The organism is Chloroflexia bacterium SDU3-3 (genome assembly GCA_009268125.1).
GTDB lineage: Bacteria > Chloroflexota > Chloroflexia > Chloroflexales > Roseiflexaceae > SDU3-3.
This window is the reverse complement of the sequence record WBOU01000003.1, coordinates 1-15,501: the sequence shown is the minus strand read 5'-3', so window position 1 is coordinate 15,501 and position 15,501 is coordinate 1. Positions and strand designations below refer to the sequence as shown.

Here is a 15,501-nt window from a genome sequence, read left to right as displayed (position 1 = left end):
ATGAGCCTGCCAGCGCTGGGCGCAGCCTTCCCGCTGCGGTGGGGCATATGGCCAGCAGGCATATGCGTGCACCTTCGCCGCATGGGCGAGGCCGCGCGACGCAATCGGCTTCCGGCGTGACGCAATCGGCTTCCGGCGTGACGCAATCGGCTTCCGGCGTGACGCAATCGGCTTCCGGCGTGACGCAATCGGCTTCCGGCGTGCTGCAATCGGCTTCCGGCGTGCGTTCGATGCGCCGACAGCTCTCTACCATCAATATGCTTGGGTGCCAAAAAGGTGAAGCGTGATTCGTGGTGGCGGTTGTGCGATTGGCGGGGATGTGGGGAACGTCGTTGTTGGCAGCCATGGGCTGTTGCTCACTTCCAGGTGGGCGCTTGGGCATCCCTACAGGGCGGCGCGGGGGGCAGGCCCCCGCGCCATGGTCGCTAGTCCTCGGGCGTGCCGCGCGGCTCGCGGTTGATGCTCTCGGGGGCCTCGATCCAGCCGCGCCGCAGGGCGTAGAGCACGGCCTGGGTGCGGTCGTTCAGCGAGAGCTTGCGCAGGATGGACGAGATGTGGTTTTTGACCGTCTGGGTGCTGATCCCCAGATGGTCGGCGATCTCTTTGTTGCTGCCGCCCTGGGCGATCCGCTCCAGCACCTCGATCTCGCGGTCGCTGAGCGGGGTGAACAGCGGGAAGTCGGCGTCGGGCGCGGTGGTGACATCCTGCGGCAGGTTGCGGAACTGCGAGAGCAGGCGGCTGGCCACCTTCGGCTCCTCCAGCACCACGTCGTTGATCACGTACTCGCCGCGGGCCACGCGCCGCAGCACCTCGGCCAGATCCTTGGGGTTGATGTCCTTCGAGCGGTAGGCGGCGGCACCGGCCTGGAGCGCGTTGAATGCCTGCTCGTCGCTTTCGTGGATGCTGAGGATGACCACGCCCAGGTTGGGGTAGTGCTGGCGCATCTGTCGGGTGACATCCAGACCGCTGACGCCGGGCAGGTTCAGGTCGCACAGCACCACGTTTGGCTCCTGGTTGGGCGTGGTGCCCTCTATCCAGGTCAGGGCGTCCTCGCCCGAGCCGGCCTCGAAGACGATGTTGATGTCGTCGTACACCGAGAGGGCGAAGCGCACGCCTTGGCGGAACAGCGGGTGGTCATCCACAATCAGCAGCCTTACGGAAACGTTGGGGGGCACGGCATTGGCTCCTTTCCCTGGGCAGCAAGCCAGCGGCGGTATGCTTCGGCTGGGTCGACCAGCGCGCTCAGGCCGCAGGCGGCCAGCAGCGCGTGGGTGCGGGCGAGCGGCAGCCCCACCACGTTGGTGTAGCTCCCGTGGACTTCGCGCACGAGCCGCCCCCCTAGCCCCTGGATGCCATAGGAGCCGGCCTTGTCCATCGGCTCGCCGGTGGCTACGTAGGCCCGTATGGTTTCCTCGTCGAGCGGGGTGATCGCCACCTGGCTTTGCTCAAGGGCAGCATGGATTCTTCGCTCAGTATCGAACACGATCATGCCGGTGTAGACGGTGTGGGTGCGGCCCGCGAGCCGACGCAGCATGTCGCATGCGTGCTCGGGGCTGGTGGGCTTGCCCAGCACCGCGCCATCTAGCACCACGATTGTGTCTGCACCGATAATAACACTGTGGGGGGCTATCTCGCAAGCGGCAGATGCTTTGCGCCAGGCTAGTAGCGTCGGGTGGCTGTGGGCGGGCAGGTCGGCGGGCGGGAAGTGCGCGGCGACCTCGGGCGGCGGGGTGATATCTTGGTCCTCGGCGTCGGTGGTGTAGGGCTGGAAGGCGACCCCGAGGTAGCCGAGCAGCTCGCGGCGGCGGGGCGAGCCGGATGCGAGCAGGATGCTGGGTTGGGTGTGGGCCATGGCTCTTTCGGTTGGGGCGGGCGCGGCTGTGCTGCCGCGCCCGCCGGTGCGGTCCCCCGTGCGGCTACGAGGGATGGACGGTCGGGTGGTGCTGGGGATGGAACGCGGTCCGCTCGTTGACCGGCTCGTTCACGTACAGGTTCCCCTTGTGTATCTTCAGGTTGAACCCGCACGCCGGGTTGGTGCAGATCCAGGCCTTGTAGAGGATCGACGCGCCGTCGGTCCCGTAGTCTGAAAGCGGCACGAGGTCGCCTTCCCCACATTTCCTGCACACAGGCCAGGCGGTGTGCTCCATAGCTTCCTCCTCTTGACCTCATATGTGCCAAACGGATGTACGTTGGCTCGCCACAGAGAGCGCAAGGATCGTGCCAGCGGGCGGCTGGCCGCTAGGCAGCGCCCGTGGCCAGCTGGCGCACCACCTGCACGATCAGGCGGCGCTCCTCGGCCTTGATCCGGTCGTGCAGGCTGTCCTCGCTGTCGTCGGGGCGGATGGGCACCTCGGCCTGGGCCAGCACGGGGCCGTCATCCACCAGCGGGGTGACGCGGTGCACCGTGCAGCCGGTGATCGGCAGCCCCAGCCGCAGCGCGTCGGGCACCACGTGCGCGCCGCGCAGGGCCGGGATGGTGGTGCCCCCGGCGGTGGTGAAGCTGTCGCCGCCGCCGTCGGGCAGCAGCGCGGGGTGCTGGTTGATCACCAGCGCGCCGCACTGGGCCAGGAAGCTGGCCGAGAGGATGCGCATGAACCCCGATGAGACGATCAGGTGGGGCTGGTAGGCCGCGACCACGGCCAGCAGCCGCTGCTCCCAGGCGGCGCGGGTGGCGGCGCGCTGGGCCTTGGGCGCGCTGGGCAGCGGCACGAAGGCCGCCGGGATGCCCGCGTCGAGCGCGCGCCGCAGCCCGTAGGCGTCGGCGCGGTCGCTGACCACCAGGCCGATGGTCGCGCCCAGGTCGCCCGCGCGCTCGGCGTCGATCAGGGCCTGCAGGTTGGTGCCGCTGCCCGAGATCAGCACGGCGATGGTGTAGGCTGCCATGGCGCTAGATCTTCCCGATGTCGCTGCGGTGCTGCATGCCCGCAAAGCTGATGCCCCCCACCGCCTCGTAGGCGCGGTCGAGCGCGGCGCGCAGGGTGTGGCCGGTGCTGGTGACGCCCAGCACGCGCCCGCCGCTGGTGCGCACCTGGCCCTCGCCCCACTCGGTGCCGGCGTGGAACACTATGGTGTCGCTGCCATCCACCGACTCCAGCCCGCTGATCGGGTCGCCCTTGCGCGGCGACTCGGGGTAGCCCGCCGCCGCCAGCACCACGCAGGCGGCGCTGCCGGGCCGCCACGTGAGCATGGCGGGCTGGATCTGGCCGGTGGCGCAGGCGTGCAGCGCGGCCAGCAGGTCGCTCTCTAGCAGCGGCAGGATGGCCTGGGTCTCGGGGTCGCCGAAGCGGGCGTTGTACTCCAGCACGTAGGGGCCGTCGCTGGTGAGGATGAGGCCCGCGTAGAGCGCGCCCCGGAAGGTGAGGCCGCGCGCGGCCAGCTCGCGCACCACCGGCAGCATGCAGCGCTCGACGATGCTGTCGATCAGGGCGTCGCTGATGCGCGGCGAGGGGGCGAACGCGCCCATGCCGCCGGTGTTCGGCCCCTGGTCGCCGTCGCGCAGGCGCTTGTGGTCCTGGGCGGGCAGCAGCGGCACCAGCCGCTCGCCGTCGCACAGCGCGATCACCGAGACCTCGGGGCCGACCAGCAGCTCTTCGAGCAGCAGCCGCTGGCCCGCGCTGGTGCCGCCCAGCTGCGCGATCGCCTCCAGCGTCTCGTCCACGCTCTCGGGCACGATCACGCCCTTGCCGCTGGCCAGGCCGTCGGCCTTCACCACCCACAGCTTGCCGCTCTGGCGCACGAAGGCGGCGGCATCCTCGGCGCGGTCGAAGGCGTGGGCCTCGGCGGTGGGCACGCCTGCGGCCACCATCACCTCTTTCGAGAAGGTCTTGCTGCTCTCCAGCCGCGCCGCCGCCTGCACCGGGCCGAACACCGCCACGCCCGCCGCCAGGCAGGCGTCGGCCATGCCCTCGGCCAGCGGGGCCTCTGGCCCCACCACCACAAAGTCGATCTGCCGCGCCCGCACCACATCCATGATCTTGGCCACGTCGGTGGCCTCCACCGGGATGTTCTCGCCCAGCTGCGCGGTGCCGGGGTTGCCCGGCGCGATGTAGAGCTTGCCGAGCTGCGGCGACTGGGCGATCTTCCACGCGAGGGCGTGCTCGCGCCCGCCGCCGCCCACCAGGAGAACGTTCATAGCTGTCCTTTTATCGTGGCGTGTGCCTCTACGAGCCAGAATGAAAACGAATGCCTCGCTATTATAAGCGATTCAGGCCGCGCCGCCGCCGTGCTATAATGCGCCGCAGCCCTGGCGGGGCCGCCCGCCGCACGCACAAGCAGAGAGCTTCCCATGAACGATACTGCCCCCGACCCTGCGCCCCAGCCCGCCATCGAGGTCGGCCCCATCCTCGACGCGCTGCGCGCCGAGGTGCGCGCCCGCAGGCTGGCCAGCGCCTCGCCCGCCGAGGATGCCATCCAGCAGGAGATCCAGCGCGCCCTGGATGAGATCGAGCTGCACCGCGTGGTCAGCGCCCACTGGCCGCTGATCGGCCACACGCTGCCCCAGCGCGCCATGGCGGTGATCAACAAGCTGGTGCGCCGCTACCTGCGCTGGTATATCAACCCGATTGTGGAGCAGCAGAACGCCTATAACGATACGGTGGCCCGCACGCTGCGGCTGCTGGCCGAATCGTACGCCGACCTGGCCGCGCAGGTGGCCCAGCCCGCGCCGCCCGCGCCCGCCGCGCCCCCGCCCCCCGGCGGCGGCTCGCCCGCCCCGGATGCGGCCCAGCTCCAGCGGCTGGTGGCCCAGCGCGCCGCCGCCGAGCCGCCCGCGCCGCTGCCCGACATCGAGCTGCGCGCCCAGCTGCCCCAGCTGCGCCTGCGCCAGGGCGTGCTGGCCCACTGGCCGCTGCCCGCCAGCTCGCTGCCCCAGCGCGCCGTGGCCCTGCTGAACAAGCTGGTGCGCCAGTACCTGCGCTGGTACATCAACCCGATTGTGGAGCAGCAGAACGCCGCGAACGCCGCGATCACCCAGGGGCTGGCCAGCTTTGTGCGGCTGGATGCCGAGCGGCGCGGCAGCGCCGCCCAGGCCCGCGCCGCCAGCCGACGGCCCGCCCCTTGACCCCGCCCGCCCCGCCGCCGCGCGGGGCATAGCCACCCGTGACACATGGCCGACACTCTCACCATCGTCTCGCCCTGGTTTGGGGCCGAGACTGCGGGCGGGGCCGAGACCCAGGCCCGCCAGCTCGCCGCCGCCCTGCACGCCCTGGGCCTGCCCGTGGAGGTCTGGGCCACCGACGCCCGCGACTCGTTCGCGCCGCAGGTGCCGCACTACCCCGCCGGGCCGGGCACGCTGGACGGCGTGCCGCTGCGCCGATTCGCCATCACGCCGCCCCGCGCCGAGCCGTATGTGCCCCAGGCGGTGCTGCGGCGCGGCCTGCACGCCAGCCTGCCCGCCTTTCCCGACCACGAGCTGCGCCTGCTGGCCTCGCTCGCATCCAGCGAGGACATGCTGGAGGCGGTGGCGCAGGAGCGCGAGCGGCGGCAGTTTTTGTTCGTGCTCTACCCCTTCCCCACCAGCTTCTGGGGCACGCTGCTGGCGGGCGACCGCGCCCACCTGCTGCCCTGCCTGCACGACGAGCCGTACGCCCGCTACACCACCTACGCCTGGATGTTCCGCCACGCCCGCCGCTCGCTGCACAACAGCCCCGCCGAGCGCCGCCTGGCCGCCCAGCTCTACGGCCTGCCGCCTGAGCAGGCGGTGACGGCGGGCGAGGGCATCGACCTGACGCCCGTGGGCGATGGCGCGGCCTTCCGCGCGCGGCGCGGGCTGGAAGGCCCGCTGCTGATGTACGCGGGCCGCCGCGACGGCAGCAAGAACATCCCGCTGCTGATCTCGTACCTGCGCGAGTACTGGGCCAGGCGCGGCACGCCCATCCGCCTGATGATGAGCGGGCGCGACCCGCTGGATCTGCCCGCATCGCTGGGCGAGCTGGTGCTCGACCTGGGCTTCGTGACACCGCAGGAGAAGGCCGACGCCTACGCCGCCGCCGATATCTTTGTGCAGCCCTCCACCTACGAGAGCTTCTCGATCGTGCTGATGGAGGCCTGGCTCCAGCGCACCTGCGCCCTGGTGCACGCCGACTGCGCCGTGACCAGCGAGGCCGCCCACATCAGCGGCGGTGGCCTGACCTTCGCCAGCTTCGCCGAGTTTGCGGCGGCGCTGGATGTGCTGCTGGCCGCCCCCGAGGCCCGCCAGGCCATGGGCCAGCGCGGGCGCGATTTTGTGCTGGCCACCTGCCGCTGGGAGGATGTGGCCCGCCGCACCGCCGCCGCCATGGGCTTCAACGTGGCCTTCCGCCCCTACGAGGAGCCGCCGCTATGAAGCGCATCCTGATCTGCGCCACCCAGGTGCCCTTTGTGCGCGGCGGGGCCGAGCTGCTGGTCGAGGGCCTGCGCGACGAGCTGCGCCGCCTGGGCCACGCGGTGGATGTGGTGTCGCTGCCCTTCGCCTGGCAGCCCCACGACCGCATCGCTAGCTCGGCGCTGGCCTGGCGCATGCTCGACCTCACCGAGGTGAACGCGCAGCCGGTGGATATGGTGATCTGCACCAAGTTCCCATCCTACGCGGTGCGCCACCCCAACAAGGTGGTCTGGCTGGTGCACCAGCACCGCCAGGCCTACGACTGGTACGGCACGCCCTTTTCCGACTTCGCCAACACGCCCGAGGATCGCGCCCACCGCGATGCGCTGCTGCGGATCGACCGCACCTGCCTGGGCGAGGCCCGGCGGCGCTTCGCGATCTCGCGCAATGTGGCCGAGCGCCTGCGCCGCTTCACCGGCCTGTCGGCCCAGCCGCTCTACCCGCCCAGCCGCTACCACGGGCGGCTGCGCCCCGGCCCCTACGGCGACTACATCCTCTCCGACGCGCGGCTGGATGCGGCCAAGCGCCTGGACCGCCTGCTGCACGCGCTGGCCCGCACCAGCCAGCCGGTGCGCTGCATCTTCGCCAGCGCGGGGCCGGAGCGCGCGGCGCTGGAGCGGCTGGCCGCCGACCTGGGCCTGGGCCAGCGCGTGCAGTTCCGGGGCTTCGTGAGCGACGAGGAGCTGATCGAGCTGTACGCCGGGGCCAGGGCGGTCTACTACGCGCCCTTCGATGAGGACTACGGCTACACCACCGTGCAGGCGCTGGCTGCCGCCCGCCCGGTCGTCACCACGGTGGACGCGGGCGGCGTGCTGGAGTTCGTGCGCGATGGGGTGAATGGCTACATCGCGCCGGATGCGCCCGAGGCGATCGCGGGGCGGCTGGATGCGCTGTGGGCCGACGCCGGGCTGGCGGCCTCGCTGGGGGCCAGCGGCCCGGCCAGCGTGGCGGCGATCTCGTGGGATGCGGTGGCCGCCGCGCTGCTGGGGTAGGGGAACTGTTTCACCACGAGGCCGCGAAGGCGCGAGGGGCATGCAGGAGATGAGGGCGGGCGTGATGCCCGCCCTTTTGTGTGCGCATCGCGCCGAGCCGATGCTCTGCAATGTGATACAACGGGTGTAGGGGCGGATCTGGTGTCCGCCCACATTGTTTGCATCGCGGGGCATCGGGCGCATGTGCGATGGGTGCGATGGGCGGGGCCGTGGTGCTACGCGCGCACGGTGACGCCCAGGCGCTCCAGGTGCTCGGGCTGGTCGGCGAAGGCCACGCGGGCCACCGCCATAAAGTCGCCCAGCCAGTCGTCCAGGGCGTCGATGGCGGCGTCGCGCTCGCGGGTGGCGATCTGGGCCTGGCCGCGCTCGTTTTCTAGGGCGCGCAGGGCGGCGATCACATCGGCCAGGGCGGCGCTGGCCGCTTCTTGCTCGGGCAGGGGTGCGCCGAAGCTGGCCAGCGCGGCGGCGAAGCTGGGGTTGGCGGCCAGCCCCGCGTAGAACTGCTGGGCCTGCATGGACCAGCCGCCGAAGCTCTTGCGGCGCGGGCCGTCGAGCGCGAGGTCGCGGGCGGCGTCGCTGTTGCCCTTGAGCGCCACGCGGGCCAGCTTGAGCTGGCGGGTGTAGATCTGGTCGAGCTGATCCCACAGGTCGTTGAAGGTCTGGGTGGCCTTGTCCTGGTCGCCGTACTCAAGCTGCTGCTTGGTCTGGGCGGCGATCAGGGCCTCTAGCAGCAGGTTGCCCTGCTCTAGCTTGGGCAGCGGGTAGCCGTAGCTGGCGAGGGTGGTGCGGATGTCGTCGATGTTGATGGCATTGGGGATGGCGATCTGGGCGCTTTTGATGATGTCTTGGATCTTTTTGGCCATGGATGCTGCCTTTCTGCCTTGTTGATGGTGATTAAGCTTCCGGCGATGGTGATTAAGCTTCCGGCGATGGTGATTAAGCTTCCGGCGATGGTGATTAAGCTTCCGGCGATGGTGATTAAGCTTCCGGCGATGGTGATTAAGCTTCCGGCGATGGTGATAGTGTCTTCGCGTGGCTGATAGTTTGAGGGGAATATTATTTGTGCTACGTTGTTTATGGTTTGGCTACATCCCATGTAGATGATCTTGTTTTACCACAGTTTGCCAATTATTCAAGATATATCTCGCATATTTTTATTATTGCCTGCCCAAAATGTCTAAGGCGCAAACAAACGCCGTTGCGCGGGGTGTGATGGGGAGCGACGGGTGGCAATGCGGGCGCGCGGCGTGGTGCGCCGATGGGTGTGCGGTGGTCGGGCCGACCGTCGGCAATGTTTGGAGCGCTGCCCGGTCGTGCCGACCTGCTGCGGCCTCGATGATGATGGGTTTTCGTGGTCGGTGAGGGTGTGCCCTACGCGGGCAGCGGCTCGGGGCCAGCCCCGAGCACCCCCGCTTTTGTGTGGTGTTTGCAGCGATGGCGGTGGTAGGTGTTGGGTGGGTGGATGCCCTACGCGGGCGGCGGCTCGGGGCCTGCCCCTCGGAACCCCGCCAGGGGGGCATCGCCCTCATATGGTGTCACTTTTCCCGTCGGCACTGGGCGTTTTTTCCTTCAGCGATGGCATTGGTCGATGTTGGGTGGGTGGATGCCCTGCGCGGGCAGCGCCTAGGGGCCAGCCCCTAGGAACCCCGCCAGGGGGCATCGCCCCCTTGGAACCCCCAATGTTGGGTGTTCCTGTGCTGGCCGCTGGCTGCTGGTGTTCGTGCATATGGCCAGTTTGCCGTCGCGGCACCTTCGCCGCATGGGCCGGGTGGGTGAGATCGAGAATCTTCCATGCGGCGCATGGCCTGGCACGCGTTCTCTCGTCATGTGCCGCATCCGAATGCTCCGCCAGAGAAAGTGACACCATGTGAGGGGCATCGGCCCTCACATGGTGTCACTTTCTTAGTCAGGGCGTCAGGATGTGGCAAGACCCGCAATCATGCGTGTCAGACTATGCACACCACCAGTTGCGCTCCCAGCAAGCAATCCGCCTCAACCCATGATCGCGCCGCGCCATCCCACCCCGCCCATGCGGCGAAGGTGCCGATAGTGTTTTGATGGCCATATGCACGAACACCAGCTACCGGGAAACGGCATAGGAACGGTCAACATTGGGGTTCGAAGGGGCAACGCCCCTCGCGGGGATCCAAGGGCGCGGAGCCCTTGGTGCCGCCCGCATAGGGCATGCACCACCATCCAAAAATGACCACTATCGACGAAGGCGCACCCAAGCCGAACGAATACCAACGCACCGTTTCGCTAAAACGGCCTCGGAACACCCGATAAAGTGACACCATGTGAGGGCATCGCCCCCTTGGAATCCCCAATGTTGGGCATTCCTGTGCTGGCCGCTGGCAGCTGGTGGTCGTGCATATGGCCAGTTTGCCGTCGCGGCACCTTCGCCGCATGGGCCGAGTGGGTGGGGCACGGCGGGCGGGTTTGCGATGGGATGCGGGGCGGGCGGCCACGCGCCGCCCCTACGGGGTGGGCGTGGCGGCGCAGGCGCGGTAGCTGGCATCCAGCGCGGGGCCGAGCAGCAGCAGGGCGGCGATCCGCCGCACCACGGCGGTGACGTGGCGGGCCTCGTCGGGGCTGAGGTCGCGCTCTAGCAGGGGCCGCTCGCGGTAGGAGAGCCATTTCTTGAGCACCTGGTAGCCGCCGATGGTGTATTCCCACACGGCCAGCGGCACGTTGCGCCAGCAGGCGGTGTCGTTCAGCCAGATGTCGCAGGTGGCCCCGCCCAGCAGCGCGGCGGCCTGGCCTAGGGCGGCCAGCTCGTCGGGGCTGGGCGGGCGCTCGCTGGTGCGCCCGCGCGCGGGCATGACGATGCCGCCCCGGCCTCGGTAGCCCCAGCCTGCGGTCAGCGCCAGATCGCCCGACTGCGGCTGCACGGGGCTGCCGTCGGCCCGCCGCAGCCGCGCCATGGCCAGCAGCTCGGGGCGCACGGTGCCGCTGGTGACGCCCGCCACCGGGGTCTCGGGGTCGAGCAGGGCGGCGACCTGCCGCCCCAGCGCCGCCGAGGCCTGCAGCGCGTCCGCCGTGGCGGGCAGCGGCACGCGCGGCCAGTCCTGCCGCAGCGCTCCGGCGTTCTCGCTGCGGTAGGCCGGGGCGTGCAGCGTGGCGATGGCGTGGTAGAACAGCTCCTCGGCGCTGCCGCCGACCGCGCCCAGGTAGGCGCTGGCCTCGGGGGTGAGGTTGGCCTGCGGCTCGGCGGGCGTGTCCTCGCCGAACATGTCGGCTTGGGGGGATGTCGAGGTTTGGGCTAGGAGGAGCGGAAAATAATTTGATAGACCATTGCCAAAGTTATCTGATAGAACATTGACCACATATCCTCGATCAAAATGTTCCATGGGCTGTTTCTGGCGCCCTTCTATCCAGATATTCCCTTCAAACACATGCGGTTTGTAGTCTGTGCGCTTCTCATCAAGCAGCTTGGTCTCTGGCTCCCAGTAAAGCCAGCGCACATCAAACGGGCGGTAGCAGTAGCGGATGATGTTCTCTGGCAAGAAGCCGCGCTTCTGGAGCGTGGTGCGCACCACTTCGGCGGCAAACCGCGCGGTGCTCTCCATTGCGCCTGGGGCGATGCGGGCCATCTGCTCGTGGCTGATCGCGGGGTCGAAGTAGGCCCGCATACGCCGCTCCAGCCGCTCGCGGTCGATGTCCACCACCACATCATCGCGGCTGGTCTTCACGCCAGGAAACGAGATTGGGAAGAGCGCGGGCAGCAGCGGCCATTTGAGGTAGTCGGCTGAGACTTCGCGCGGCTTCAGCGGCAGACCGATAGGAAGGAGTGGCTCAATTCTCGTATAGTTCTGCGCGGGCGCATCTTCGCTGATACTTGCAAGTAATGCGGCGCGGCGCTCTTCGGCGCGGGCCTGCTGCCAATCTCTATAAAGCACCTGCGCAGGCGCGGAATGCTGACGCCGCCGCACCAGCGTGGCAATCGCGGTGCCGATCTTAATGCCCACCGAATTACCTTGGATGGCAAAAACCGTCTCGCTCGTGCGGCCATCGGGTGCATATTCGGAAATAATGCGATCCCCATGGAGGTTGTCGACCCAGATCGAATCGAACACATCCATGTAGCGCTCGCGCATGCCAGTGAACGAGAGGCCATCGAGCCAGGAGTAGTTGGAGATATAGCTGACCACGCCATAGCCGCTGCCCTCCACGATCTGGCGCTCGGCCATGCGGTAGAAGCGCACATACAGATCGTTGAGGCCCTGTCCCTGGGGCGCGGGCGCGTGGGCGGTGGTGCGGTAGGCGTTGGAGAGCGTGCGCTCCTCGCCCATGGCGATGCCGGCGTAGCCGGAGTAGGGCGGGTTGCCCAGCACCACCAGCACCCGCGACTCGTGCTTTACGCGGCTGGCGGCCTCGCGCTCCTGCTCCAGCTCGGGGAACATAAACGGCGCGCGCTCGCCGCCGCGCTCCCAGCCGGTGAGCGCATTGGTCAGGTAGACAGCGGCGCGGTCCTCGCCCTCCAGCGCCGCGCCGTGGCGCTGCAGCAGCAGGCCAAGCTGAAGGTGGGCCACCACAAAGGGCGCGGGCAGCAGCTCGAAGCCAAACACGCGGCTGGTGAGCGCCTGCTTGAGGTCGCTGGCCAGCAGATCATCATCGCCCCTGGCCCGCAGCGTCGCCGCGATCCGCTCGATCACCCCCACCAGGTACGCCCCCGTGCCGCAGCAGGGGTCGAGCACCAGCACATTGGGGTCGGCCAGGCCATCGGCCACGCCCAGCTCCTCGCGCAGGGCGCGGTCCACGCGCTCCACCTGGTAGCGCACGATCTCGGGCGGGGTGTACCACACGCCCAGCTCGCGGCGCAGCTCGGGGTCGAAGGCGGCCAGGAACGGCTCGTAGAAATACTGCACCGCCTCGCGCTCGGCGAAGGCCGTGAAGAACACCGCCCGCTCCACACGGGCCAGCGCCTCATCGGCCCATCTCAGCACATCCAGCAGGCCCAGGGTGCGCAGGCGGTTCTGCTGCACCATCTGGCCGAACAGGCTCTGGAGCACGGGCAGGTGCAGGTAGGAAGCGGCCAGCCGCCACGAGAACTGGTCGGTGCGGTCTGGCTCATCGGCGTGCCAGAGCACCCAGCCGGAGAAGATGCCGTAGAACAGCGTCTGCACCAAGGTCGAGCGGAAGAAGTGGTCGCCGCGCTCGCCCTGGAAGGTGATGCCCAGGGCGGCCTCTAGGCTGCTGCGCAGGCCCGCGTAGGCCGCCAGCGAGCTCTGGCGCTCGACCAGCAGGGCGGCCTCGCGGGCGTAGGCGGCCAGGATGGCGGCCAGATCCTTGGGCGTGCGCAGGGGGGCCTTGAGCAGCAGCACGCGGGTGAGGAAGCCGATCAGGTCATCGCCGCGCTGCTGGGCCAGGGTGTGCGGGTCGGCGGCGCGGAAGGCATCGGCGGTGGGGGCCAGCTCGAAGACCTCGCCCAGCACGGCAGCGCCGCTGGCATCCGCCGTCACCACCGCGAAGGCGCGGTAGGTGCAGGCCAGCACCAGGCCGTAGGCATCGAGGTAGCGCTTGACCTGGGCGCTGGCGGCCAGCGCGCGGATGTCGGCGGCGACGCCCTTCACCTCGACCACGCCACGGGCGGGCAGCAGCCCGGATTTGGGCTGGCCATCGCGGGCGATCTGCTCGCCGGTGTAGAGCGCCAGGTCGGGGATGCCCGCGCCCACGCTGGCGGGGTGGGCGACGGCCAGCACGCGCGGGGCCAGCGCGGCCCCCACGGCGGAGAGCAGGGCCAGCAGCGGCGGGTAGCCGGATGTCTCGGCCACGCCTCCGGCGGCGTAGATCACGCGAAGATCGGTCAGGTAGCGCTCGACATGGTGCATGATGCTGGCTTCCATCTGTGCTGTGGCGTCGCTGCGAGGGGCGCGGCGGGCTGCCCGTTGGGCGTGGGGGCAAGTATAGCATAACCGAGGGAAATGGCCACCACGAAGGCGCGGTGTGAAACGATGACGTAGGGGCGGGCTTTATGCCCGCCCGCATTGTGGGGCATCGTGCGGGTTTGCGATGCGGGCATTGTGTTGCGGCGCGGGCGGCCACGAGGGCCGCCCCTACGGCGCGGCGGGCGCACGCGGGGGCCACCCCTGCGCCGTGCTGGCGGGGGAAGGGCGGCGGGTGCGATGGGGGTGCGGCGGGTGCGATGGGGGTGCGATGTAGGCGGGGGCATCGGGGGGCGTCGTCGATCCCCGATCCCGCTTGCCTGCGGGGCTGGCTGGGGCTAGGCGCTGGCGCTGAGCGCGACCTCGCGCACCGCACCGTAGACTGCCCCGCACACCGCCTCGCGCACCGCCTCGTGGGCGCTGGGCGACCACGAGGTGTCGCCGACCCACACGGCCAGGAGGGCGGGCTGCACGGCGGGGGTGGCCCGCTGCAGCTGGAAGGCCACGTGGGGGAAGCGCTCTAGCTCGTAGATGCCGCGCTCGCGCTCGCGGATCGGGCTATCGGCGAGCTGCGGCAGGCCGCTGGCGCGGAGCCACTGGCAGATCAGGTGGCGGTGGATGCCGCCATCCAGCATGGACTGGATCAGCTGCTGGTCGTGAAAAATGCGCATGCCCATCTCCTTGTGCGTGGCCTCATAATGGCTAGGGGACCATCCCGCAGAGGGTTGCGATGCGCATGTGCGCCGCACGTACCCCGCATCGCCGACGTCTCGCCCCCGCTGATATCGAGCCTCGCGATAGTCATCTGGCTTCTCTGTTTGTCCGACACGGCCCTGTGGCTGGCTAAGATCCTCGCTGATCCTCCCTCTCTCGGCTGCGTGGGCGGGTCTGGCGGCATGGCGCGGGCAGGGTGCTCCCAGGCTGGCGGGCGCGCTCTATCCCGATGAAGCGCATCCTGAAGGTGGCGGCTGGGCGCTTGGTGCCTCGACGTGGCAGCTCGATATGAGAGATTCACATAAGGTCGCCCCCTATTATAACGCCAGATGGCGCAACCGCTGCAGGATTTAGGGGGTGAAAACCCTACCGGCGCAGCGCTACGACGCTGGGGCGAAGACCGCCCCGGGGCAGGCGGCGGGCCGACCCCGCCGCGCGCCCCGGCCCGCCGCTAGATATCGGGCGGCGGCTCCGGCTCGCCCATGATGTCGCCGTGCCAGCGCTCCAGCCACTCCATGGCCTCGTGAAGGCGACCGCGCGGCATGCGGCGGTAGGATGTGATGCCGAACTGGCGGAACAGGCCGCTGTAGGCCCCGGCGTACTCGTTGCGGCGGGTGCGCTCGGCCAGGGCGTGGGCCACGCGGCGCACGGTGCGGGCCAGCGTGGCCGCGTTGGGGTCGTCGATATCCTCCGGGGCGTCCTCGCCGGGCTGGGCGTTGCCGCGCTCGCGGGCGTCGGCGTCGAGCTGGCGCTCGATCAGCATCTGCTGGCGCGAGAGGTTGGCGAGGCCCTGGGCGCTGACGTAGGAGATCTCGGCGGGCGTCTGCAGGTGGCGCTCGGGCAGCAGCACATCCTCGGAGCCGTAGCCCTGGGGCCTGGCGGCCTGCCACAGCAGCGATGCGGCCTCGGCCTGCCACAGCTCCAGCTTGGGGCGCAGGGCGGGCGTCACGGCCTCGGCGTCCAGGGTGGTGAGCCACAGCGGGATGAGGTCGACGCGCAGGCCGAGCATGCGCACCTCGCGGAATCCGTCGTCGGCCAGCACCTGGCGCGCGCCGCTGGCGAGGATGCGGTGGGCCTTGACCCGGCGCTCCTGGGCGGGGGCGGGGATGTCGAGCCGCTCGCACATCAGCCGGATGGGCGCGTAGGTCTGGTTCGGGTCTAGCTCTAGCTCGGCGATGATGTCGGCGGTATAGAAGAACTTCATGTCGCTCCGATCACTTGTCTTGCCCTCATTATACCGCGAGGTGTTTTACCGCAAGATTCTGACCACGGGGTTTTGTGCCACGGGGGCTGGCTTTCCAATCGGCGCTGGGCTTTTTTCCTATGGGCGATGGTGGCGGCGGTAGGTGTTTGGTGGTGGATGCCCTGCGCGGGCGGCGCCTAGGGGCTAGCCCCTAGGAACCCCACGAGGGGGCGTTGCCCCTCACATGGTGTCACTTTTGGGAAGTGTCAGAAGTACACTTTCCAGCGAACGGGCATGGATAGACCGAACGCGTGCTGGCGGTTTTGCCACGCGATGGCCAGGGTGAACAAGCTGCACTGCCATTGG

12 protein-coding genes are annotated in these 15,501 nt (G+C 69.4%); 3 read left to right on the top strand and 9 right to left on the bottom strand.

Going from position 1 to position 15,501, the window contains the following annotated elements:
• Nucleotides 1-425 precede the first annotated feature (425 nt).
• The 5 genes from F8S13_05300 to purD form a co-directional block, all read right to left on the bottom strand.
• Entirely contained in the window at nucleotides 426-1,175 is a 750-nt protein-coding gene (locus tag F8S13_05300) for a response regulator transcription factor (GenBank protein KAB8144297.1), read from the bottom strand.
• Complete coding sequence (gene maf, locus F8S13_05295) at nucleotides 1,154-1,852, bottom strand: septum formation protein Maf (protein KAB8144296.1); 699 nt, start codon at nucleotides 1,850-1,852, stop codon at nucleotides 1,154-1,156. The genes F8S13_05300 and maf overlap by 22 nt, the downstream gene beginning before the upstream one ends.
• 64 nt (nucleotides 1,853-1,916) lie before the next feature.
• On the bottom strand, nucleotides 1,917-2,147 hold the full coding sequence (locus tag F8S13_05290) for a hypothetical protein (GenBank protein KAB8144295.1): 231 nt from the start codon (nucleotides 2,145-2,147) through the stop codon (nucleotides 1,917-1,919).
• Between the two features lie 91 nt (nucleotides 2,148-2,238).
• Complete coding sequence (locus tag F8S13_05285) at nucleotides 2,239-2,883, bottom strand: phosphoribosylglycinamide formyltransferase (protein ID KAB8144294.1); 645 nt, start codon at nucleotides 2,881-2,883, stop codon at nucleotides 2,239-2,241.
• Between the two features lie 4 nt (nucleotides 2,884-2,887).
• On the bottom strand, nucleotides 2,888-4,132 hold the full coding sequence (gene purD / locus F8S13_05280) for a phosphoribosylamine--glycine ligase (protein KAB8144293.1): 1,245 nt from the start codon (nucleotides 4,130-4,132) through the stop codon (nucleotides 2,888-2,890).
• Between the two features lie 153 nt (nucleotides 4,133-4,285).
• Here purD and F8S13_05275 point away from each other — a divergent pair, with 153 nt between their 5' ends.
• Genes F8S13_05275 through F8S13_05265 form a run of 3 tightly spaced genes read left to right on the top strand, consistent with a single transcriptional unit; the run spans nucleotide 4,286 to nucleotide 7,353 of the window.
• Nucleotides 4,286-5,059, top strand: a complete 774-nt coding sequence (locus F8S13_05275) for a hypothetical protein (protein KAB8144292.1) — start codon at nucleotides 4,286-4,288, stop codon at nucleotides 5,057-5,059.
• A gap of 45 nt (nucleotides 5,060-5,104) precedes the next feature.
• On the top strand, nucleotides 5,105-6,322 hold the full coding sequence (locus tag F8S13_05270) for a glycosyltransferase family 4 protein (protein ID KAB8144291.1): 1,218 nt from the start codon (nucleotides 5,105-5,107) through the stop codon (nucleotides 6,320-6,322).
• Nucleotides 6,319-7,353 (top strand): glycosyltransferase family 4 protein, encoded by a 1,035-nt coding sequence (locus F8S13_05265; protein KAB8144290.1) that lies wholly within the window; start codon nucleotides 6,319-6,321, stop codon nucleotides 7,351-7,353. The genes F8S13_05270 and F8S13_05265 overlap by 4 nt, the downstream gene beginning before the upstream one ends.
• Before the next feature lie 215 nt (nucleotides 7,354-7,568).
• Here the strand turns inward: F8S13_05265 and F8S13_05260 are convergent, their stop codons facing one another.
• The 4 genes from F8S13_05260 to F8S13_05245 form a co-directional block, all read right to left on the bottom strand.
• Entirely contained in the window at nucleotides 7,569-8,216 is a 648-nt protein-coding gene (locus tag F8S13_05260) for a hypothetical protein (protein ID KAB8144289.1), read from the bottom strand.
• Nucleotides 8,217-9,830: 1,614 nt separating this feature from the next.
• On the bottom strand, nucleotides 9,831-13,184 hold the full coding sequence (locus F8S13_05255; protein ID KAB8144288.1) for an N-6 DNA methylase: 3,354 nt from the start codon (nucleotides 13,182-13,184) through the stop codon (nucleotides 9,831-9,833).
• Nucleotides 13,185-13,576: 392 nt separating this feature from the next.
• Nucleotides 13,577-13,909, bottom strand: a complete 333-nt coding sequence (locus F8S13_05250; protein KAB8144287.1) for a hypothetical protein — start codon at nucleotides 13,907-13,909, stop codon at nucleotides 13,577-13,579.
• Between the two features lie 494 nt (nucleotides 13,910-14,403).
• Nucleotides 14,404-15,156: a hypothetical protein gene (locus tag F8S13_05245; GenBank protein KAB8144286.1), complete on the bottom strand. Its 753-nt coding sequence runs from the start codon at nucleotides 15,154-15,156 to the stop codon at nucleotides 14,404-14,406.
• Nucleotides 15,157-15,501: the final 345 nt, after the last annotated feature.

Coding starts and splice junctions, on each gene's coding strand:
- maf (KAB8144296.1), bottom strand. CDS start 1,852: ATGGCCCACACCCAACCCAGCATCCTGCTCGCATCCGGCTCGCCCCGC.
- F8S13_05290 (KAB8144295.1), bottom strand. CDS start 2,147: ATGGAGCACACCGCCTGGCCTGTGTGCAGGAAATGTGGGGAAGGCGAC.
- F8S13_05285 (KAB8144294.1), bottom strand. CDS start 2,883: ATGGCAGCCTACACCATCGCCGTGCTGATCTCGGGCAGCGGCACCAAC.
- purD (KAB8144293.1), bottom strand. CDS start 4,132: ATGAACGTTCTCCTGGTGGGCGGCGGCGGGCGCGAGCACGCCCTCGCG.
- F8S13_05275 (KAB8144292.1), top strand. CDS start 4,286: ATGAACGATACTGCCCCCGACCCTGCGCCCCAGCCCGCCATCGAGGTC.
- F8S13_05270 (KAB8144291.1), top strand. CDS start 5,105: ATGGCCGACACTCTCACCATCGTCTCGCCCTGGTTTGGGGCCGAGACT.
- F8S13_05265 (KAB8144290.1), top strand. CDS start 6,319: ATGAAGCGCATCCTGATCTGCGCCACCCAGGTGCCCTTTGTGCGCGGC.
- F8S13_05260 (KAB8144289.1), bottom strand. CDS start 8,216: ATGGCCAAAAAGATCCAAGACATCATCAAAAGCGCCCAGATCGCCATC.
- F8S13_05255 (KAB8144288.1), bottom strand. CDS start 13,184: ATGCACCATGTCGAGCGCTACCTGACCGATCTTCGCGTGATCTACGCC.
- F8S13_05250 (KAB8144287.1), bottom strand. CDS start 13,909: ATGCGCATTTTTCACGACCAGCAGCTGATCCAGTCCATGCTGGATGGC.
- F8S13_05245 (KAB8144286.1), bottom strand. CDS start 15,156: ATGAAGTTCTTCTATACCGCCGACATCATCGCCGAGCTAGAGCTAGAC.